Origin of the sequence: Rhodococcus sp. 5A-K4 (assembly GCF_046097995.1) — a bacterium.
Taxonomy (GTDB): domain Bacteria; phylum Actinomycetota; class Actinomycetes; order Mycobacteriales; family Mycobacteriaceae; genus Rhodococcus_F; species Rhodococcus_F erythropolis.
This window is the reverse complement of the sequence record NZ_JBJURM010000003.1, coordinates 22171-43494: the sequence shown is the minus strand read 5'-3', so window position 1 is coordinate 43494 and position 21324 is coordinate 22171. Positions and strand designations below refer to the sequence as shown.

Here is a 21324-nt window from a genome sequence, read left to right as displayed (position 1 = left end):
TCACGCGAGGACCTCACGCACGGCGGACCTGACTTCGTCCATGCTGCAACCGGATTCGATCAGTTCAGTACCCGTATGCACCAGCGAGTTGATCAACTTGGCGGTGAGCTTCGGGTCCGACACGCCACGGAGGCGAAGGGCCTCGACAAGCGGAAGCACAAGACTGTCGTGCATTTCCATGATCCGCGAATCTCGAAACGTTTGCGGGGTCAGCGTCGCCAGCGCTCCGACTATCGCATGCTCCCCATCGGCAACCAGTTGGAGGTTTGCCTCGACGTACGCCCATACCGGATCGTCTGCGCCTGCCATCGCCTCGACGATCTTGTCGTTCCAGCGCGGGAACATATCTTCGACGACGGCACTGAGGAGATCTTCTCGGGACCGGAAGTAGTGGTAGGCACTCGACCTGGCGAGCCCGGCCTTCGCTGCCACCTCACCGAGCCCTGGCGGCCGGTCCGGGGTCTCGGACAGAAGAGCGTGTGCAGCGTCGAGGAGGGCACGGCGCTGAGCAGCACGATGCTCGACCACAGTGGGGGCATCGATCCTCGGCACCGAATCTCCTCCAGTCCCCTTGCGGGCTTACTCGCTCTGACGCAATCGACCGTCAACCATTTCGAGGATGCGGTCGCAGTGCCCGAGCACGTCGTGATCGTGGGTCACCATGATCGTAGCGACGCCGGCCTCGTGAGTTTCGCGCGAGAGCAGTTCAACCACCTCATGGCTACGTTTTCGGTCGAGAGCAGCCGTCGGCTCGTCGACGAGCAGTAGCGAGGGATTGCTCATCAATGCCCGAGCGATACCGACGCGCTGTCGTTCACCGCCGGAGAGTTGACCAGGTCGACGATCCGCACGGTGGCTCATACCGACCGAGTCGAGCAATTCCTCGGGATCGCGACCAGGCCGCCCCGTGAGCTTGGGAATCAGCCGAAGCTGATCGCGCGCCGTCAGCGCTGGAATCAGATTGCCCGATTGAAAGACGAAGCCGACCTTGTCTCGTCGCAGTTTGGCCAATGCACGGGCCGGCATCGCCGACACGTCGACGCCGTCGATGACAATCGTTCCACTCGACGGCCGACCGAGTCCGCCGGCCACAGCGAGCAAGCTCGACTTTCCAGCGCCTGACGGCCCGACGATCGCGACGAGTTCGCCGCCCGTGACCTCGAGGTCCACGTCGTCGAGGGCGAGCACGGTGGAGTCACCGTCACCGAAGTGAAGACTGACAGCGGTCAATACCAGTCCGGTAGTGGTTTTTTCGACTGTGGTCATCGGTTTTCTCCCAATGCGGTGAGCGGGTTGACACGAGTAACGCGGACGATGGAAACGGCTGCGCCGATCAGCCCGAGTACCGCCAAGAGCACTGCGCCGTTGACGACAGGGCCGGACTCCAGAGCGAACGGCATCCCACCGCCTTCGAGTCCCGAGCCGAGCCCCAAGCCCAGCAACACACCGATGCCGATGGAACCAAGCAGCACTACCAGTGCCTGTGCCATGCCGTCGCGAAGCAGAAAGCCGGTGGAGGCTCCCGTCGCACGCAACACTGCGAGTTCGCGACCACGCTGAACTGTCCAGATACTGAAGAATGCGCCGACGACCAGTGCGGAGATCGCGTACAGAAACGCCTTGATCATCGACATTGTCATCATTTCCGCGGAGAAGCCCGGTGAGGAGTCGAAAGATTCCTCGAGCGTCTTTGCGGACGTTCCCGCCGCCGCATCGCCCGATACGAGGTTCGGCAGTGTATCGTCCAGCCCGCGAATCGCGACAACACTCGCTTCGGAATACGCACTGGCGTTGGCGGTTTCGCCGATCTTGGCACCGGCGTGAACCTCCTGCCAGGTACGCAGGGGCAGGTAGGCGACGTCTACGTGCCCGAAAGTGCGCTTGTCTTCGGTGAATCCGACAACTGTCAGCTCCGTACCGAGTCGATCGAGTATCACCGTGTCACCGATCGCAACACCATCATCACGGAAGGTAGAGCTGACGATGATGTCCGTGTCGGCTTGCAGCCCCCTCCCGTCGGCGGTGACGGGCTCGAGGAAGGAGCCAGGTTCGATACCGAAGAGCGTGAGATCGACAGGCGTGCCACTGCGAGTTTTTGCATTGACGATCATGTTTCCGAACAGTTCGGCGTCTTGGACATCGGGTTGCATGCGCCATGCCTGGGCCTGCTCCTCGGTGACGACCGAGCGCGAAAACGCCGAGTCGGCTTTGGTGTCCGGCGCGAAGGCGAATGCCTGGATCGGTGTCCGTTGCAAAGCGGACACACCATCATTGACCAGGCCGGACGAGAGGCCGGACAGGATCACCATCAAGATCGAGATGAGGGCAACCACGGCGCCCATCAAGAGGAATCGGTTTCGCGCAAACCACAGTTCGCGCAGGGCGAGGAACATTCGGGAAGCTCCAAAGTCGTCGGTGCGAGTCACGCCGACTTTTATCGACGCCTTGTCGAAATCATATCGACAAGGCGTCGAAAAACTATGTGAGGTGCGTTACTACTAGTCGTAGTAGACATCGTGAGGCGCTGAGCGTCGTATCAGTCCCCGACGCCCACTGGCCGATCGCCGACAATTGAGATTCGATCCATCACACGACGAGCCGGGAAGTAGTCACTGGCCGCGTAATGCTGGCAGGTCCGATTGTCCCAGAAGGCAACAGTATTCGGCTCCCACTTCAGTCGGACCTGGAATTCCGGACGATTGACGTGGCGATACAGCATCGTGAGAAGTTCGTTCGATTCCTCTTCGGATACGCCCAAGATCCGTTGCGTGAAGGTCATGTTGACGAACAACACCCGCCTGCCGCTTTCCGGAATGACCCGAACCACCGGATGCTGCACCGCAGGGAACTTCGGACGCAACATCTCGACCGCATCCGCCGGCATCGACCTGCCGAACGAGTTGATCCAATCATGTTCTGCAACAAGCGGGTCGATACGCTTCTTGACGTCTTCCGGAAGCAGATCGTAGGCAGCAGCGGTGTCAGCCCACAACGTGTCACCACCCACCTCTGGCACCTCGACTGCACGAAGTACGGCGGCAAATGAAGGAAACTCGTGCCACGTCACGTCGTTGTGCCAGTTGTTCTCGACGCCGCCGACCATCGCATCCTTGGCCAGCGTCGTGACATCGACGTCCGTCTGCCCTGGCTGCGTGTACTTGAAGAACGGATGCTGTTCGAGATCGCCCCAACGCTCGGCAAAAGCTCGATGTTCTGCTCGGCCGAGGTCCTGATCCCGAAAGAAGAGGACTTTCCACTCGAGGAGAGCGCGGCGAAGTTCCGCAATCACGGCATCAGACAGGTCCCCGCCGAGTCGAATGCCGGAGATTTCCGCTCCGATCGTCGGCGTGACCGCCTTGACCGCAAAGTGTTCGTACGGCGCCGGAACTACGGACTCGGGATTCCGGCGAGCAACAAGTGGACCATAGGCAGCAAGCGGATCGGTGGGGATCGGAAAGATCGTTGCCGCAGGCAAAAGGGTAGCCATCAAGGCACTTCCTCGGAATCGACGGTGTCGTAACGGACAAAATCCAGATTAAGGTTATCTCCTTAAAGTGTCAACGGTCACGTTGTCCGGCGCGCACCTTGACCCTGACGCCGCGTCAGGGTTGGAGAATGGTTTCCACAGACGAAATCCGAATCGACAAACGGGAGGGCGAGGCGATGATGACCATCGGCGAGCTGGCGAATCTGGCCGGCACCACCGTCAGATCCGTGCGCTACTACCACTCGAACGGGCTTCTCGAAGAACCACAACGCCAACCCAACGGCTACCGCATGTACCGGGCGGTGGACCTGGCACGACTGAGCCGCATCCGCCGCCTGCGCGATCTGGGGATTCCTGTTGCCAAGATCGCCGAACTGCTCGACGGCGACGCTCACGACACCCGGTCCGCACTCGACGCACTCGACAAGGAACTGGCAACCAAGGCCGAACAGATCGCGGTTCAACGTGCTCACATCGAGTCGCTACGCCGCAACGCCGATCCCGAACTACCCGACGCGTTTTCGGAAGTGCTCGCACAGTATGTCGTTGCCGGTGCACCGACAGCGTGGATCGACAACGAGCGCGAACTCCTGATCCTCGCGCTCACCGTCTCCGGGGGTGATCCCGAAGTCTGCGATTCACTCCTGAGCGCACACCGCCGGGCGTTGGCGAAGCCGAACCGCAAGCAGGCAATCGAATTGATTACTCGCATGTACGCCCTCACCGACGCTCCGGCGGACGCCGACACGATTGCGGCCCTTGCCATTCAGTTCTGCGATTTCACCGAGAGAGTGCTTCCTGAACAGGCCGCACCGGAACGCCCTTCACCCACCCGGTTGGTAGCGGTGCTGCGCGAGCACCAAGCAGATCGAAGAACCCCGACCCAGGAAAGATTCGCGAAGGCTGTAGCGGCCGAGTTCGCTGCCCGCCAGTCTCGACCCTGAAACTCCGCCACTGAATCCCCACATCGGAAGTGGGGTGATCAACGCTGCCCGAAAATGGGCTCGAAACAAGGACACGACACGACAATGACTGGATCCATCATGCCCAGATCACGCACGCCTCGACCACGAAAGTGGCTGGCTACCACAATCGCCGCTGCCGCACTCGCAGTACCTGCGCTGGCGGCGTGCTCGGATCCTGCTGCTCCGCAGGAAGATCCACAATCGAATCTCAGCGCGTTCTACGACCAGGATGTCGAATGGGGGCCATGCGCCACAGACACCGGAACATCGACGGCAAGTGACTGTGCCATGGTCACAGTACCTTTGGACTATTCCGCCCCTGACGGCAAGACGATCGAAGTGGCGATCTCGCGGGTCGCATCCACCGACCCTGCACAGCGACGCGGGATCCTGCTCACCAACCCTGGTGGCCCGGGTGGCCGAGGACTGGGATTGCCCGAGATTCTGAATGCCGGGATGACACCGGAAGTCGCAGCGGCATACGACGTCATCGGCATGGACACCCGAGGGCTCGGCAAGAGCACGCCGATCGACTGCGGCGTCGAGCAGATGACATGGATGCGTTCACCGGGTACCACAGAGGAAGGGTGGAACGAAAGTGTTGCGCTCGCACGCGAGGCCGCTGACACATGCTGGGACAAGTACCCGGACTATCTGCCGCACATCAATACTCAGAACATCGCCCGCGACCTCGACGTGATTCGTGGCGCCCTCGACCAGGAGAAGGCGTCGTACTTCGGGTGGTCGTACGGCACATATCTTGGTGCGACCTATGCTCAAATGTTCCCAGACAGGATCGACCGTGTGGTTCTCGACAGCGCACCGGACCCGAAGAAATACGGATACGAGATGTTCCAGGACATGGGCCCGGCCAATGAGAAAGCGATCAACGGATTCTCACAGTGGGCAGCAGACCACAACTCCACCTATGCACTCGGATCGACGCCCGCCGAAGTTCGCGCCCTCATCGAGAAGCTGATCTCGGACGCCGCCACCACTCCGATTCAGATCGGTGACTACGCCGTCGACGATCACGTCCTTCCATTCCTGATGTACGTCAACGGAACCGGGGACACCGAAAAGGAAAGCGAGGCATTCGCGCAGGTATTGGTTCAGTTGCGCGAACTCGCCGCAGGCAAGACCGTCGAGGACATCCATCCCCAGCTGACGGGACTGATGCAGGCGTGGTTCCAGACCGAATTGGGGACCGGCCCGGACTATGCCGGAACAATCGCCATTGTCTGCGGAGACGTGTCGATGCCGAGCGATCCCGCGTGGTATCGCAACAAGTTGGAGGAGCACCGTGGTGATCAGCCGATCTTCGCCGGCACGCACAACACGATCATGCCCTGCGCGTTCTGGCGCAGTGAGGCCCCGAAGCGGATCGACATCGACAACAACGTTCCGGCATTGCAGATCCAGGCAACCGGTGACACCCGCACGACGTACGACGAAGGCCTCGGCATGCATGAAGCGATGAAAGGCTCACGGCTCGTGACAGTTCCAGGCCGCACTCATGCGGTGTTCCCGGGCTACGCGAATACTTGCGCAAACGCCGCCGTCAACTCGTACCTGCTCGACGGCTCACTGCCCGCCGAAGACGTGGTGTGCGAGTCGTGATCTCAGCCAGTCAGCTCGCTCTTGATCTCGTTCTTGAGAACTTTGCCGACCTTGGAGCGAGGTAGATCGTCCCAGACGATGACTTGCTTCGGAGTCTTCACACTTCCGATGCGAGACTTCACGAAAGCCATCACCTCGGCGCCGTCGATGTCTGCGCCGAGGTGTGGCTGCACCACTGCCACAACACGTTCGCCCCACTTGTCGTCCGGCAACCCGATCACTCCGCAGTCCTGAATCCCCGGATACGCCATGAGTGCCTGCTCCACCTCGACCGAATAGACGTTGAAACCGCCGGTGATGATCATGTCCTTCGCACGATCGACGATGAACAGAAAATTGTCCTCGTCCAGGTACCCGATATCGCCGGTGTGATGCCAGCCGTGGGCCGACGCTTCCGCGGTTGCGTCGGGGTTCTTGTAATAACCCGCCATCACCAACGAACTGCGAATCACCACCTCACCACGCTCGCCACGTCCGAGCAGCGCGCCTTTGTCATCCATGATCCCCACGGTCACCAGCGGCGAAGGTCGACCCGCCGACGAGAGTCGCGACGTTGCGACAGTGCCGTCCGGGCCGAAGTGCTCCTTCGGTGACATCGTCGAGATCATCATGGGGGCTTCGCTCTGCCCGAACAGCTGAGCCATGACCGGTCCGATCTTGTCGATCGCCTCCTCGAGCCTGGTCGGGGAGATCGGTGCCGCGCCGTACCAGAAACACTGCAGCGAGCTACGATCCGTTACCGCGAGGTCCTCGTGCTCGAGCAACATGTAGATGAGCGTCGGCGGCAGGAAGGTGTGAGTCACCTTGTGTTTCTGAACGTTCGCGAGGAAGTACCCGAGATCGGGCTTCGGCATGATCACCACTTCGCCGCCGAGGGCCATGATCGGGAAGCACAAAACGCCGGCGGCGTGAGTCAACGGCGCCAACGCCAGATACACCGGGCGCCCCTCGAATGGATAACTCATCAAAGTGATTGCGGTCATCGTCTCGATGTTGTGCCCGGTCAACATCACGCCCTTGGGGCGGCCCGTCGTACCACCGGTGCCGACCAGCATGGTGACGTCGTCGGGCGCCGCGGCGTCGAGTTCTTCCTCCCCGAGCCAGCTTTCGAGGGACTGTGCCGAATCCCATTCGCCGTCGATACAGACGAGCGTCACCAACTGTGGAAGCGCGTCCTTGATCTGGTCGACGAGCGGCGCATAGGACTTCTGGAAGAACAGAGCGCGACAATCGAACAGATCCAACAGGTCTCGGTTCTCCGCAGCTTCGTTGCGAGGGTTGATCGGGCACCAGACCGCGCCAGCCCTACTGATACCGAATACGCAGGAGAACGAGATCGGGTCATTGCCGGACAAAATCGCGACCTTCTCGCCCGCCGCGATGCCCGAAGCCGCGAGCGAAGCTGCGAAACGTCGGCTGAACTGTTGCACCTCGCCGTAGGAGAGAGTGCGCTCCCCCATCGTCAAGCACGGTGCGGTGGAACCAAGAGAGGCTCCCTTGTCGAGATAGTCGGTCAAACGCATGGGGAGCCTCCAGGGCGGGGCTCCCGGCGCGATGCACGCCGGGAGCCGTGAACATGATGACGAGGGCGACGAGCTAGGCGTTGATCGTTACTTCCGGCTCCAGAGCCAGCCCGAAACTACGTAGCGCGCCGAGTAGTTCGCGATGGCCGAACGCCTGGCAGGCCGAGGCAAGCCCGGTCCTCTTGGGTGCCTGCTGAAGCAAGGAATGCGCTGCATAGGCGTGTAGGAGGCCCGTCTGCTTGTAGTTGCAGTTTCCGTGGATCACGACGTGCGAGCGACCCAGCGGACCCGACGCGTAGACCGAGTCCAGTGAGGTGTTGATGCGCGGATTTTCACGAGGGGGCATACCCGCCTGAACCGAACCGGCGATCTCGGCCAAGGCGGCTTCCTGCTCGTCGGCGGGCAGGGTCTTGATCTGCTCCTCCACGATCTTCTGTGTCGCGACAACACCTTCCATCACGGTGCGGTCGAACACCCCGCCCGCAGCCTTGACGTTGGAAACTCGCGGATCGTTCTTGAACCACACGGGGTGGCAAGTTCCGCCCCACGGCAATGCAAGCGCAGTTTCGTGCTGGCCGGGAACGACGACGTCGAAAGTCTGGCCGGGCGCCCACTGCACGTACTTGTTCTGCTCGAGGTAGTACCAGTTCGCCTTGAGGATGGTGAAGATCGTCTGAGTGGAGGCGTAGGTGGGAAATCCCTTCCACAGCACGAGAATGTCGAGCGTATCGAGACCCGGCGTTTCCAGTGCGATGTTGGCCGCGATCTCACCGGTGGTGTACATCTGCGCGATACCGGGCGAGAGAAGCAGACCCTTCTCCTGGTACTTGTCGCCGAATTTCTCCTGGACGTCGAGTACCCAGTCCTGCTCACCGGTGGTGTCCATGTAGTGGCAACCGGCATTCAACGCAGCCTCGACGACGGTGCCGCCAAGCTTGATGAACGGCCCGACCATGTTGCTGACAACCTGTGCGCCGGTGAACAGTTCAGTGAGCGCCTCGACGGTGTGCTCGACCTCGACGACCTCGTGATCGACGGTGTCCAAACCGGGGATCTTGTCGAGGACCTCTTGGATGCGAGCGGCATCGCGGCCGGCCGCGATGAACGGGATGTTGAACTCGCGCAGGTATTCACACACCAGACGGCCGGTGTACCCGGAGACGCCGTAGACGATGACTGGCTTCTTTTCGGACATGTTCGTGGAACCTTTCGAAGACGTGAGGAGGGTGTACGTGCGAATGGGGAGGGCGAGTTACATGCCCATGCCACCGTCGACCGGTAGGCCGATTCCGGTGATGAATCGCGCGGCGTCGGAGGACAAGAACACCACGGCGTCAGCCATGTCGTTCACTTCACCGAGGCGGCCGAGCGGGGTGAGACCGATGACGTCGCCGACTGCCGCTTCGGCACTGGGCCACAGGCCGAGCTTCTCCATGTCCGCCGCGAGTCCGAGACCCATCTCCGTGGCGACGAGGCCCGGGTAGATGCAGTTGACGCGGACTCCGTAGCCGAGCTTGCCCGACTCGGCGGCGGCAACTCTGGTGAAGCGATCGACCGCGGACTTGGTCGCGGAGTATCCACTTATCCCGGGAAACGGAATGGTTGCGGCCACTGAAGAGATGTTGATGATGGAGCCGCCGGTTCCGGCTACGCCACCCGGACGCATGCTGCGCAGTCCGTGTTTGGTTCCGAGCGCTGTTCCGAGGATGTTGACCTCACACATACGGCGGATGTCGCCCGGATCGAGGTCAACCACCAGCGAGGAAATCTCGATGCCTGCGTTGTTGACGAGGATGTCGAAGCCGCCGAGAGTCTCCGCGGTGGCGGCGACTGCCTCTTCCCAGTTGGCGTCGTCGGTGACGTCCAGCTTTACGAACCCGGTTTTGACTCCGCCCGAACCAACGGCCTCTGCGGTGGCACGACCTTCGTCTTCGAGAACATCGCCGATCATCACCGACGCCCCCGCCTTCGCCAACGCCTCAGCCATTCCGGCTCCGAGCCCCTTGGCACCACCTGTGACCAGTGCTTTTCGTCCCTCGAGATCAAACACGCTCATTTTCGACTGCCTCCATGACTGAAACGACTCTCGCGATGCCACCGTTCACAGCGACGCTGCCAAGTGGTGTGAGTCACAGAATATTCAACTTTGGACGAGTGTCAAGAGAAATCTTGACGACTGTCAAGATTTTGTTACACGCTCGTCAAAGACCAGGGGTTACACTGATTCGGACGCGGCGATCGTGCCGCTGTGGAAATCGCAGGGAACAGGACGTGCCATCGTGACCACGACAGTCGAGAAGCCAAGTGGGGCAGGAAAAAAGGCGGTGCCTGTCTCTTCGGAGAAGCGGTCCAACGCAGACAAGGTGTCACGTCGTCAGGTCGACAAATTCTCCGAGCGACGTGATCAACTGGCCGAGGCCGCACTGCAAACGCTGGCCGAACTGGGCTACGCACGCACGAGCCTGCGCGAAATCGCCCAGAATTCGGAGTTCTCCCACGGCGTCCTGCACTACTACTTCAGCGACAAGGTCGATCTCATCACCCACTGCGTGCGCCACTACAAGGCACGCTGCGTCACCCGCTACGACGGCATCGTCGCCACCGCTCAGACGCCGGAGGAACTGAAAACGGGTTTCGGCGCGCTGCTCGCCGAGACCATGATCGACGAGCCGACGATGCACCGCCTCTGGTACGACCTGCGCGCGCAGTCGATGTTCGAGGAGTCGTTCCGAACCGACGTGGCCGCGATCGACGAGAGTCTCGAAAACATGATCTGGCGCATCGTCTCTCGCTATGCCGAGCTTCTCGACGTGGAGCCCTCGGTCACCTCGCCGGCGATGTACGCGATCTTCGACGGCCTGTTCCAGCAGAGTCTTCTTCGCCACCTGTCCGGTGATCAGACTGCCGCGAACTATCTTTCGGAGAGCGTCCAGCAGATGCTGCCCCTGGTAGTGCCCACACCCTGAGCCGGCACCACGTCCTGAGTCGGCTCAGCGAGCAGCGATGCCTTCCGCGACGTACCTGGCACCGCGATCGAATTCGCCGACCACGTCGTAATCGGCGTCTTGCCGCCAGAAGCGGACCAACGCTCCGTACGTACCGCCGATCATCTGCGCGAGAAACAGCGGCGGGTAGTCCGATCTCACTTCGCCGGCTTCGATACCGGCAGTGACGATCCGCAGAAGTTCCACATGGAACCGATGATCGTGTGCCGCCCCCGCTCCGGAGGAGGCGAAGTCGCGCTCGAGTTCTGCAGTCACCATGCGCAGATAGCGCGGATGCATGATCGCTTGTTGCGCAAAGTCCTGAAAAATCCGGGAGATCCGATCAGAGGTCGGCATCGGCGATTCCATGAGCTGATCCACCAGTGCCGCAAGCTGATCGAGATGATCACTGTGCAGCGCCTCGAGAACCGAGTCCTTGCCCTGGAAGTAATTGAAGAAGGTGGCTCGCGACACCTCGGCTCGCTCGGCGATGTCGTCGACGGTCGTGCTGGCGAAACCCTGCGCCGAGAACAGAATTCGAGCAGCCGAGAGCAACCTGTCGTTGGTATCGCGCTTGTTCTGTTCTCGTTTGGAAATCACGTCGACCTGCCTTTCTCCGCCTCAGAACACAGTCTTCGCCACAGTCCGGAATGTGTCCAATGTCGGTCTCGCCAGTTGACGCACCACCCCCTCGATAGATGGACTACAGTCCAATTATGTCGACTGTTTCCACAGAACGCCACGACCGCGTTCTCATCGTCAGGATCGAACGCGAAGAACGTCGTAATGCGATCAATCGTGAAACTGCCGAGGGAATCGAAGCCGCACTGAACCTTCTCGACGACGACCCTTCTCTGTGGGTCGGCATCATCACCGGAACCCCCAACATCTTTTGCGCCGGAACCGATATCCGAGAGCGAGCCGACCTTCGCATGCCTCGCGGCGGTGAGTACGGCGTCATTCGGCGTCAGCGAAACAAGCCTCTGATCGCCGCAGTGGAGGGATACGCGCTGGGCGGCGGCTTCGAAATCGCATTGGCCTGCGATCTGATCGTCGCTTCCGCCACAGCACAATTCGGTCTACCCGAAACCAAACGCGGTCTGGTTGCGACGTCCGGTGCGCTCTTTCGGGCGCCACGCGCCCTTCCGATCAATGTCGCTCGCGAACTCCTGATCACCGGGCGCACTCTCGATCCCGATCGGGCCAAAGATCTCGGCGTCGTCAATGCAGTGACTGCCCCGGGTAAGGCGCTCGACGAGGCTCTGGTGATGGCGGCCGAGATCTGCGAGTCCTCTCCGACCTCGGTAAGCCTGAGCCTGAAGGCAATCGACGCTCTCTACGCCGAGGCCGATACTGCCGGATGGACCATCACCGACGACGCCAAGGACGCGGTGCTCCGATCGCCGGACATCGCCGAAGGACTCGACGCTTTTGCGAGCCGTCGGACGCCGCAGTGGAGCGGACTGCCGCCCACATGAGCGACCACGATCCGAGACGGATTTCCTATAGGGCTGGTCGGAAAGGGTGTGAACCGGTTACAGTCTCTTCCGTGACGGGAATTGGCGCATACGAGACGGGCACGCTGCTGACGCGGCGACGCCATGTCGATTTTGCGCACGTCTGTACATCCGGGTGTCCGATCTACTGATCGGACCTACGACGTGAGCGCCGCTCACGTCGATACTCGTATGTACACCCAGATCAGGGGACATTTCTGTCATGACCACCGCTTCGATCTCGCACCTGAGTTCCGTCGTAGCAGCCAATGCCGACGCCATCGACAAGGACGCAAGCAAAGCGCACGTCGTCTTCAAGGCATCCGCTCAGGCGCACGACGCCGTTGCCAGCACCATTTCTCTCGGTAAGTACACCGTCGAGGTCGACGAGCCGCCGGCCCTCGGCGGCGAGAACACCGCAGCCAATCCCGTCGAGTACTACCTCGCATCCCTGCTCTCCTGCCAGGTGGTCACCTACCGTGTGTGGGCGGACAAGCTCGGTATCGCGCTCGACGACATCTCGGCCAGGGCAGAAGGCGACCTCGACGTTCGTGGATTCTTCGGATTCGACGATGCCGTCCGCCCGGGATTCTCCGAGGTTCGCGTCGTGGTGACCCTGACCGGTCCGGAAACTCGCGAGCGATACCTCGAGTTGCAGGAGACGGTCGACGCCCACTGCCCCGTACTCGATCTCACCCGAAATCCCGTCCCAGTGCATACAGTCGTCGAAACCGCCTGACCCGCACCAACCCACCTTCACCACGGAGTATGAATTCATGAGCGAGAACACCCCCGTCGACACCGATCCGACCGCCGATTGGTCGTTCGAAACCAAGCAGGTCCACGCCGGACAGGGCCCGGACAGCGCTACCAACGCTCGAGCGCTTCCGATCTACCAGACCACCAGCTACGTCTTCGACAACACCGACCATGCGGCGGCGCTCTTCGGCCTCGCCGAGCCGGGCAACATCTACACCCGCATCATGAACCCGACGCAGGACGCCGTCGAGCAGCGCATCGCCGCTCTCGAAGGCGGAGTCGCGGCTCTGCTGGTTGCGTCCGGTCAGGCCGCCGAGTCCTTCGCGATCCTCAACCTCGCCGAGGCCGGGGACCACATCGTCTCCAGCCCCCGCCTGTACGGCGGCACGTACAACCTCTTCCACTACACGCTGCCCAAGCTCGGCATCACCGTCGACTTCGTCGAGGACCCGGACAACCTCGATCACTGGCGTGAGGCAATCCGTCCGAACACCAAGGCGTTCTACGGCGAAACCATCTCCAACCCCAAGAACGACGTGTTCGACATCCCCGGCATCAGCGCAGTCGCCCATGAACACGGCATCCCACTGATCGTGGACAACACGGTTGCAACTCCGTACCTCATTCAGCCGCTGAAGCACGGCGCCGACATCGTCGTCCACTCCGCCACCAAATACCTTGGTGGACACGGCACCGCGATCGCCGGCGTCATCGTCGACGGCGGCACCTTCGACTGGACCCAGGGACGCCACACCAACTTCACGACCCCCGACCCCAGCTACCACGGCGTCACCTTCGCAGACCTCGGTGCACCCGCCTACGCCCTCAAGGCACGCGTTCAGCTTCTGCGCGACCTCGGCTCGGCCATCGCACCGTTCAACGCCTTCCTCATCTCGCAGGGCATCGAGACACTGAGCCTGCGCATCGAGCGCCACGTGTCCAACGCCCAGAAGGTCGCGAAATTCCTCGAGGGCCGCGCCGAAGTCACGTCGGTCGCGTACGCCGGACTGGAATCCTCACCCTGGCACGAGCGTGGAAAGCAGCTGGCTCCCAAGGGAACCGGCGCCATCGTCGCGTTCGAGCTCGCCGGCGGAGTCGACGCAGGCAAGAAGTTCGTCAACGCACTGACGCTGCACAGCCACGTCGCCAACATCGGTGACGTTCGCTCACTCGTCATCCACCCCGCGTCGACGACGCACTCGCAGCTCACCCCCGAGGAGCAGCTCGCTTCGGGTGTCACCCCGGGGCTCGTCCGCCTCGCGGTCGGTATCGAAGGAATCGACGACATCCTCGCCGACCTCGAAACCGGTTTGGCAGCAGCAGCTTCCTGATCGAGCACACGAAAAAGCTCGGTCCCGACAGGCGTCGGGACCGAGCTTTTTCGTTGCGTCAGAACTAGCTCTTGGGAGTGAACGCGGCCAGCGGTTCACTGTCGGACCAGTCATGGCCCCAGTAGCTGTCCGCCGTGATTTCCTCAGCGGTGTAGAAGGTTTCGTCGACAAGCGTGCCTTCACAACCGAACTCGAGATCCCAGCCACCGGGTGCGCGCACGTAGAACGAGACCATCTTGTCGTTCGTGTGGCGACCCAACGTCGAGGAGATCGAGAAGCCGAGCTTGGCAACACGATCGAGAGCCTGACCGACGGCGTCGAGAGTCTCGGCTTCCATCATCAGATGCACGAGACCGGGTTCGTCAACCGGCGGCGCCGGGCACAGCGCCAGGCTGTGGTGGCGCTGGTTGACACCCATGAAGCGAACGCGGCGAGCCGGCGGCGGCGCATCGATTCCGCCGAGACGGATGGAACCGCGCGGGAGGAATCCGAGCACCTCGGTGTAGAAGGTGTACGCCTCGTCGAAACGCGTAACCGGAAGCACCACATGGCCGAGTCCCTGATCACCGGTGACAAAGCGGCCGCCGTGCGGGGTGACCAACGGGCTGTGGTCGAGTACCGGTCCGAAGAAGACCTCGACACGGTTGCCGTTGGGATCGTCGAATGCGATGACCTGCTCGGCATCGCGGTAGCTGGCGTCGACCTCGGAAAGAACCTCGACCTCGACTCCGGCCTTCTCGACCTCTTCACGAACACGCTGGAGCGCGAACTGATCTCGCACTTCCCAGCCCACTGCGAGGGCCTTGTCCGTCTCACCGGGCAGGACAATCAGTCGCGCACGACGCTCGTCCAGGCGCAAGTAGAGGCCGTCGGCTTCCGGGCCACTACCGACCGCGAGGCCGAGTCCGTCGACCACGAGCTCGCGCCAGCGAGCCACGTCCTGCGTTTGGATCCTGAGATACCCCAGGCCCCGAATTTCAGTCATGCCTAACCGTCCTTGCTTCGAGAGTGATTGTGGGACTAGATCATCGAGCGGTGGATGCCCTGCGGTTCGCCACCGAGCTGCGAGAGCGTCGACGCGTGGAAGATGGAACCGGGTACGTGGATCGCGTGCGCGAGACCGGCATGCGCGTCACGCCAGAACCGCTGCATCGGCGTGTTCAACTGCAACGCGCCACCACCGGAACGAGCAAAGATCTCGTCCACCGCCCGCACCGCACGCCACGCAGCAGCAGTCTGCGTACGCCGACCGATCGCACGCAGCTCGAACGAAACTTCCTGCCCCTTCTCGGTCATGTCCCAGAAACGATCCACCGTCTCCAAGATCGCAGCCCGAGAAGCAGCGATCTCGGCCGCAGCCTCACCGATCGCGAACAACACGTACGGATCTTCCTTGATCGGAACACCACTGACCGTCACACGCTCACGCTGCGCCGCCATGTTGCACGCCAACGCACCCTCAGCGATACCGATCAACGACGAAGTGATCCCCAACGGGAAAATGCAGGAGAACGGGAACTTGTACAACGTCTCCGTACGGCCCGCTTCCTTCCACGCCGTCCCGTCGTACACCTTTCCGGCGTCGATCGTGCGGTAGGTGGGCAGGAACGCGTCCTTGACGATCAGGTCCTTCGACCCGGTTCCGCGCAGGCCCACGACATTCCAGCTGTCCTGGTCGATGTCGTAATCGGAGCGCGGCAGCAGTACGTGCAGGTGCTTCGGCGGCATCAGCGGCTTGCCGGACTCGTCACCGACCATCGCGCCGATCATGATCCAGTCACAGTGATCGGTACCGGAGGAGAACGACCAGCGACCGTTGAGGATGTAGCCACCCTCGACCGGCCTCGCCACGCCCATCGGCGCATACGGCGACGCCATCCACGTATCGGGATCGGTCCCCCACACCTCTTCCTGAGCCTTGCGGTCGAAGAACGCAAGCTCCCACGGATGAACACCGACGATGCCGCTGACCCAGCCCGTGGCACCGTCCATCGCACCGATAGCCATTGCCGTCTCGGCGAATTCACGCGGATGCGCCTCGAGGCCTCCGAACTCCTTCGGCTGGAACATCCGGATGACGCCGGAGTCGCGCAAACGCTTCGCGCTGCCGTCCGTCAAGCGCATCAGCTTGTCGCCCTCGACTCCGTCGGCGCGGATCTCGTCGGCGAACTGTGAGATGTTGTCCAGAACCTGACCCATGATTTTTCCGGCTTTCTGGTTTCGCTACCCGGCGAGTGCCTAGGCAGAATGAAAATCTGTTGGTGAAACGGTGGCAGGTAGCCCGCCGAAGTGCAGAAACGCTTCCCGGTGAGTGGGAGCACCCCCTGTGCGCCTTTTTGGTAGTGGGAGCTACCAAAAAGGCGCACGGGGGCGAAGCCCCTTACTTGCCTTCTGGAGGCGTCAGGAATGCCAGAACGGACGCGACCCAGGCGTCACGGGCTTCGATCATCGTCCAGTGTCCGCAGTTGGGGAAGATGTGAACTTCGCCGTTGGGGATATCACGCATCGGCAGTATCGCCATGTCCACGGGGCTGACGCGGTCGTCGCGTCCCCAGGTCAACAGCGTCGGCGCCTTGATCTTGTTCAGCTGCGCCCAGTACGGCACGGCGGTCGACGCAGCGGCAGCCGCGCCCATGGCGGCCATGGCCTTGCTGCTGTACATCCGTCGGGCGATCTCGAGCGTCGTCGGCTCGGTGGCCAGGGCCCAACGCTCTTCGATGAGCTGCTCGGTGACGACGGCGCGGTCGAAGACCATCGAATGCAACCAGCGGACGAGAGCTTCGCGAGTGGGGTTGTCGGTGAACTCCATGAGGAGTTTGATGCCTTCACCGGGGCCCGGCGAGAAGGTGTTCTTTCCCATGCCGCCGATGGTGACGAGCTTGCTCACCCGGTGCGGTTCGTCGATCGCGACCTTGGTGGCGACGATGCCGCCCATGGAGTTGCCGATCATGTGGACAGGTCCGAGGCCGAGGCCGTCGAGGAACATCCCCACCGATGCCTGCGCCATCATCATCGGGTGGTCGGGGCCGGGATCGCTGACGCCGAATCCGGGGAACTCGAGAACGTAGCAGTGGAAGTGCTCCGCGAAGTCCGCGAGAACGCCGCGGTAATTACGCCAACCCGTGACACCGGGGCCCGAACCGTGCAGCAGCAGGAGCGGCGGGCCGTCGCCGGCTTCGTGGTACCGGAGCACACCGAGATCGGTCTGCAGTTCCTTCAGGGTTCCCTCGTAGCTCAGTTCAGTCGTCATGGTCCGAACGGTGCCATCAGTACCGCTGAGCTGCTATGACTCGTCCCGATCAGCGAGACAAGTCGATCAAAATACGTCAGATCCAGTGGTCGGACGACGCTGCCAGCAGGCGATCCATCGTCTCCGCCGAGAACGTATTGGTCGGAACGGGAGGCGTCTTGCGGCCGCGTCGAGGAGCACCCAGTTCGGGGTACAACGTCCGCGAGACCTCGCGAGCCGCATCGACGACCAGCGGAGCAACTCGCTCGAGCTGAGCGGTCCGCATGTCACCACACAACGCGATGCTGCCGACGGGACCCTCGTGTCCGCGAATTGCCGAAGCCACACATGCGACTCCACGCGCCGACTCCCCGCGTTCGAAAGCCAGTCCCCGACGCTGACGGATGCGGTTCAGTTCCTGATGGAGCACGGCGACGTCGGTGATGGTGTTCTCGGTGCAGCGGGGAAGTGCCGACCCGAACAGAGCGTCGACGCGCTCGGGGTCGATCCATGCCAGCATCGCCTTGCCGCCGGCCGTCGAATGAGCGAGCACTCTGCCGCCGACGCGGGATGGCAGCGCCGCGGCGAATCGTCCGCCGACCTTGTCGAGGTAGACGCTCTCGCGTCCGTCGAGCACCGACAGGTGAACGACCATGCCGGTCTGCAGGTGCAGTTCGTGCAGAAGCGGTGCTGCGGCTTCGCGAATCTGGCTGTGGCCGCCGTCGCCACCACCGAGGCCGAGCGCGCGGCGCCCGAGGCAGTAGCCGAACGATGCGTGATCGACCCAGTCCAGCTTGACGAGCTGATCGAGAATGCGGTGGACGGTGGACCGCGGCAACTGAGTGCGGCACGCGACTTCTTCCAGCGTCAGCCGCGCGGCGCGGCCGTCGAAGGCGTCGAGAATCAATGTCATCCGCTCGACCATCGACGGCGGCAGATCCTTCTTGGGTTGCCCGGCGGCGTTCTGGACGGTGGACAGTGTGTCGTTCATGTCAACGATGGTCATGGACGCCTCCCGAAAACTGGAATTGATTCTACCGACTATAACCCAGGTCACAGTTTCTGGAAAGTGAATCGGTCGTTTCGATCCCGATCAGCGGTAATTCACCCGCCGCCGCGTCGGTGGGAGCGCTATAAACGCCCGATGCACCTGGGAATCGTCACGCCGGTCCTGATTCAGCACCCGAGCACGCGTTCGGAGTGGGAGGCGAGTGCTGACATCGGCGAGATCGCCACAGTGGCTGCCACGGCGGATCGACTCGGTTTCCATCATCTGACCTGCAGTGAACACGTGGCCGTTCCAGAAGAAATTGCCACCGAACGCGGCGGAACCTATTGGGATCCGCTCGCCACGCTGGGTTACCTGGCCGCCCGCACGTCGCGGATCCTCCTGGCGACGCAGGTGCTGGTACTGGGTTATCACCACCCCCTCGAGATCGCCAAGCGCTACGGAACGCTTGATCGCGTCAGCAACGGACGCCTGATACTCGGTCTCGGAGTGGGGACTCTGAAACAAGAATTCGATCTCATAAATGCTCCGTTCGTCGACCGAGGAGCACGTGCCGACGACGCTCTCGCCGCACTTCGAGTATCACTGTCGACTCCGACTCCGGAGTATCACGGCGAGTTCTACGACTACTCCGGATTTGTCGTCGAACCCCATGCCGTCCAGAAACGTGTGCCCCTCTGGATCGGCGGCCGGACCAAGAGATCGTTGCGCCGGGCCACCACACACGGCGACGGGTGGGTGCCGTTCGGGCTGCGATTCTCCGAACTGAAGGAAATGCTCGACGCCACGACGCTCCCCGACGGATTCGACGTAGTGCTTCCCGCCGGTGCTCCGCTCGACCCCCTCGGCAATCGCGAATCCGCCCTTCGCACCTTGACTCGCGTCCGTGACGCCGGGGCGACCATCGCCAGTTGCTCGGTCGGCGCTCGAAGCGTCGAGCACTACTGCGAACAACTCGAAGAACTTCACCGAATCGCCCTCGCCGAGGGCTTCTCTTTCACCACTTCCTGATTTGCCGACAATCCAATGCAAAGGACGTACCGATGACCGACTCGACCGCCCTGATCGAATCTCTGCTCGCCCGAGTGGAATTGCTCGAGGACAAACTCGCGATCACCGAACTGCTGACCACGTACAGCCCTGCCGTCGACAGTGGATCAGCCGACGAGGTCGCGAACCTGTGGCTCGAGGACGGTGTCTACGACGTCGACACCGGCGCGATGCACGGCCGCGGCGAACTGCGCGCGATGGTTCACAGCGCCTCTCACCAGAACTGGATCATGAACGGCGCGGCTCACATGATGACGCCCGCGCACATCCGCATCGACGGCAACAAGGCCGTCGCGACCTGCCATTCGCAGTTGGTCATCAAGGACCCCGAGAACCCGACGGGGTTCAAGGTCCTCCGCATCACCGCGAACCGCTGGGAACTGATCAAGACCGACGGCGAGTGGAAGGTCGAACTGCGTACCAACGCCCTCCTCGACGGCCGACCCGAGGCCCGCGCTCTCCTGGCTGCCGGGGTGACTGCCTAACCCCCTGCGCGCGGTTAGGGACCCTCTGCGGTCGCTGACCGCGCACAGCTGTTGAAAGTTCGGCTCCCCGAACTCTATAGTTCACTTATTCGAACCAACAGGTCCGAGTACGTGTGACCAGGAGACCGATGAGCACCAGTACGCAAGAGCCGACGACTCCGCGCCGACGACCTACGGGGAGATCCATCGCCCTGCTCGGTCCGGCGTTCGTCGCGGCAATCGCGTACGTCGATCCTGGCAACGTCGCCGCCAACCTGACCGCCGGCGCGAAGTACGGCTATCTCCTCATCTGGGTGCTGGTACTCGCCAATGCAATGGCCGTCCTGGTGCAGTACCTGTCCGCGAAACTCGGGTTGGTCTCCGGCAGATCCTTGCCCGAGATGCTGGGTCAGCGCCTACGCAAGAACAACCGCCGCGCCTTCTGGCTCCAGGCCGAGATGATGGCGATCGCGACCGACGTGGCCGAGGTCATCGGCGGCGCCATCGCACTCAACCTGCTCTTCAACATCCCGCTCTTCCTCGGCGGGCTGATCACCGGATGCGTGTCGATGGTGATCCTGACGATCCAAAGTCGGCGCGGACAGCGCACTTTCGAGTTCGTGGTCATGGGATTGCTGGCCATCATCACCATCGGCTTCCTGACCGGGCTCGCCTTCACCGACGTCTCCGGCACCGAAGCCGTCGCCGGGTTGGTCCCCCGCTTCGAAGGAACCGAGACCGTACTGCTCGCCGCCAGCATGCTCGGAGCAACGGTCATGCCGCACGCGATCTACCTTCACTCCGCATTGGCACGTGATCGCCACGGCCACATCAAACCCGGGCCACGGTTGCAGCGACTACTCAAAGTCACCCGTTGGGATGTCGTCGTCGCGTTGATCATCGCCGGCGGCGTGAACATCGGCATGCTGCTTCTGGCCGCTTCGGCGCTGCGCGGAGTACCCGGCACCGACACCATCGACGGCGCGCATGCCGCGATCGAGAATTCACTCGGTCCGGGTGTAGCCGTGGTGTTTGCGATCGGACTCCTCGCCTCCGGACTCGCGTCGACCTCCGTGGGATGCGCGGCCGGCGCCGAGATCATGCATGGTCTTCTGGCCATTCGCATTCCGGTGATCACACGCCGAATCGTCACTCTCATCCCGGCACTGATCGTGCTCGGGCTCGGCGTCGACCCGACGCTGGCACTCGTGCTCAGCCAAGTGGTCTTGAGCCTGTGCATCCCCTTCGCGATCATCCCGCTGGTGCGAATGACCTCGGACTCCGAACTCATGGGCGACGCGCGCAATGCCCCGCTCACGACCGTCGCGGCATGGATTGCGGCCGGCTTGATCGTTGCACTCAACGTCGCTCTGCTGGTTCTGACGGTGACAGGCTAGAGCGCCAGAA

21 protein-coding genes are annotated in these 21324 nt (G+C 62.2%); 9 read left to right on the top strand and 12 right to left on the bottom strand.

Going from position 1 to position 21324, the window contains the following annotated elements; genetic code table 11:
• From ACKAMS_RS04835 to ACKAMS_RS04820, 4 genes are all read right to left on the bottom strand, one after another.
• Positions 1–552: a TetR/AcrR family transcriptional regulator gene (locus ACKAMS_RS04835; RefSeq protein ID WP_021331952.1), complete on the bottom strand. Its 552-nt coding sequence runs from the start codon at positions 550–552 to the stop codon at positions 1–3.
• A gap of 27 nt (positions 553–579) precedes the next feature.
• Positions 580–1266 carry an ABC transporter ATP-binding protein gene (locus tag ACKAMS_RS04830; RefSeq protein ID WP_172932613.1) on the bottom strand — a complete coding sequence of 229 codons (687 nt, stop codon included), beginning with the start codon at positions 1264–1266 and terminating at the stop codon, positions 580–582.
• Positions 1263–2393: an ABC transporter permease gene (locus ACKAMS_RS04825; RefSeq protein ID WP_408988789.1), complete on the bottom strand. Its 1131-nt coding sequence runs from the start codon at positions 2391–2393 to the stop codon at positions 1263–1265. Before ACKAMS_RS04825 ends, ACKAMS_RS04830 begins: the two co-directional genes overlap by 4 nt.
• Positions 2394–2536: 143 nt before the next feature.
• Complete coding sequence (locus tag ACKAMS_RS04820) at positions 2537–3487, bottom strand: TauD/TfdA family dioxygenase (protein ID WP_020970840.1); 951 nt, start codon at positions 3485–3487, stop codon at positions 2537–2539.
• A gap of 128 nt (positions 3488–3615) precedes the next feature.
• Here ACKAMS_RS04820 and ACKAMS_RS04815 point away from each other — a divergent pair, with 128 nt between their 5' ends.
• On the top strand, positions 3616–4431 hold the full coding sequence (locus tag ACKAMS_RS04815) for a MerR family transcriptional regulator (protein WP_408988679.1): 816 nt from the start codon (positions 3616–3618) through the stop codon (positions 4429–4431).
• A gap of 99 nt (positions 4432–4530) precedes the next feature.
• Positions 4531–6072 (top strand): alpha/beta hydrolase, encoded by a 1542-nt coding sequence (locus ACKAMS_RS04810; protein ID WP_259116649.1) that lies wholly within the window; start codon positions 4531–4533, stop codon positions 6070–6072.
• 2 nt (positions 6073–6074) lie between these two features.
• Here ACKAMS_RS04810 and ACKAMS_RS04805 read toward each other — a convergent pair whose 3' ends face one another.
• The 3 genes from ACKAMS_RS04805 to ACKAMS_RS04795 form a co-directional block, all read right to left on the bottom strand.
• Positions 6075–7595 (bottom strand): AMP-binding protein, encoded by a 1521-nt coding sequence (locus ACKAMS_RS04805; RefSeq protein WP_070386354.1) that lies wholly within the window; start codon positions 7593–7595, stop codon positions 6075–6077.
• Between the two features lie 73 nt (positions 7596–7668).
• Positions 7669–8790, bottom strand: coding sequence for a DUF5938 domain-containing protein (locus ACKAMS_RS04800; protein ID WP_019745371.1), 1122 nt, complete (start codon positions 8788–8790; stop codon positions 7669–7671).
• 57 nt (positions 8791–8847) lie between these two features.
• Positions 8848–9651, bottom strand: coding sequence for an SDR family NAD(P)-dependent oxidoreductase (locus tag ACKAMS_RS04795; protein WP_019745372.1), 804 nt, complete (start codon positions 9649–9651; stop codon positions 8848–8850).
• Positions 9652–9919: 268 nt separating this feature from the next.
• On the opposite strand from ACKAMS_RS04795, the gene ACKAMS_RS04790 reads away from it, so the two are divergent.
• Positions 9920–10561 (top strand): TetR/AcrR family transcriptional regulator, encoded by a 642-nt coding sequence (locus tag ACKAMS_RS04790; RefSeq protein ID WP_408988678.1) that lies wholly within the window; start codon positions 9920–9922, stop codon positions 10559–10561.
• 24 nt (positions 10562–10585) lie between these two features.
• Here ACKAMS_RS04790 and ACKAMS_RS04785 read toward each other — a convergent pair whose 3' ends face one another.
• Positions 10586–11179 (bottom strand): TetR/AcrR family transcriptional regulator, encoded by a 594-nt coding sequence (locus tag ACKAMS_RS04785; RefSeq protein WP_003940428.1) that lies wholly within the window; start codon positions 11177–11179, stop codon positions 10586–10588.
• Between the two features lie 116 nt (positions 11180–11295).
• Between ACKAMS_RS04785 and ACKAMS_RS04780 the strand changes: the two genes are divergently transcribed.
• The 3 genes from ACKAMS_RS04780 to ACKAMS_RS04770 all read left to right on the top strand — a co-directional run bounded on the left by ACKAMS_RS04780 (position 11296) and on the right by ACKAMS_RS04770 (position 14165).
• A complete protein-coding gene (locus ACKAMS_RS04780; protein ID WP_029537047.1) occupies positions 11296–12057 on the top strand; it encodes an enoyl-CoA hydratase-related protein in 762 nt (253 codons plus the stop codon).
• A gap of 241 nt (positions 12058–12298) precedes the next feature.
• The gene (locus ACKAMS_RS04775; protein WP_019745376.1) at positions 12299–12814 is read left to right on the top strand and encodes an OsmC family protein; all 516 of its coding nucleotides are present in this window, start codon (positions 12299–12301) and stop codon (positions 12812–12814) included.
• Positions 12815–12851: 37 nt separating this feature from the next.
• Entirely contained in the window at positions 12852–14165 is a 1314-nt protein-coding gene (locus ACKAMS_RS04770) for a bifunctional o-acetylhomoserine/o-acetylserine sulfhydrylase (RefSeq protein WP_019745377.1), read from the top strand.
• A gap of 64 nt (positions 14166–14229) precedes the next feature.
• On the opposite strand, the gene bphC is transcribed toward ACKAMS_RS04770, so the two are convergent.
• From bphC to ACKAMS_RS04750, 4 genes are all read right to left on the bottom strand, one after another.
• The gene (bphC, locus tag ACKAMS_RS04765) at positions 14230–15150 is read right to left on the bottom strand and encodes a biphenyl-2,3-diol 1,2-dioxygenase (RefSeq protein ID WP_020909199.1); all 921 of its coding nucleotides are present in this window, start codon (positions 15148–15150) and stop codon (positions 14230–14232) included.
• A gap of 35 nt (positions 15151–15185) precedes the next feature.
• Positions 15186–16364, bottom strand: a complete 1179-nt coding sequence (locus ACKAMS_RS04760) for an acyl-CoA dehydrogenase family protein (RefSeq protein WP_003940250.1) — start codon at positions 16362–16364, stop codon at positions 15186–15188.
• A gap of 181 nt (positions 16365–16545) precedes the next feature.
• Positions 16546–17415 (bottom strand): alpha/beta fold hydrolase, encoded by an 870-nt coding sequence (locus ACKAMS_RS04755; RefSeq protein WP_408988677.1) that lies wholly within the window; start codon positions 17413–17415, stop codon positions 16546–16548.
• A 76-nt stretch (positions 17416–17491) separates the two neighbouring features.
• Positions 17492–18400, bottom strand: coding sequence for an IclR family transcriptional regulator (locus ACKAMS_RS04750; RefSeq protein ID WP_020970849.1), 909 nt, complete (start codon positions 18398–18400; stop codon positions 17492–17494).
• Between the two features lie 138 nt (positions 18401–18538).
• On the opposite strand from ACKAMS_RS04750, the gene ACKAMS_RS04745 reads away from it, so the two are divergent.
• The 3 genes from ACKAMS_RS04745 (at position 18539) to ACKAMS_RS04735 (ending at position 21314) form a co-directional block, all read left to right on the top strand.
• A complete protein-coding gene (locus tag ACKAMS_RS04745; protein WP_408988676.1) occupies positions 18539–19414 on the top strand; it encodes a TIGR03619 family F420-dependent LLM class oxidoreductase in 876 nt (291 codons plus the stop codon).
• 32 nt (positions 19415–19446) lie between these two features.
• On the top strand, positions 19447–19938 hold the full coding sequence (locus tag ACKAMS_RS04740) for a nuclear transport factor 2 family protein (protein WP_003939809.1): 492 nt from the start codon (positions 19447–19449) through the stop codon (positions 19936–19938).
• Positions 19939–20066: 128 nt separating this feature from the next.
• Positions 20067–21314 (top strand): Nramp family divalent metal transporter, encoded by a 1248-nt coding sequence (locus ACKAMS_RS04735; RefSeq protein WP_283384132.1) that lies wholly within the window; start codon positions 20067–20069, stop codon positions 21312–21314.
• Positions 21315–21324: the final 10 nt, after the last annotated feature.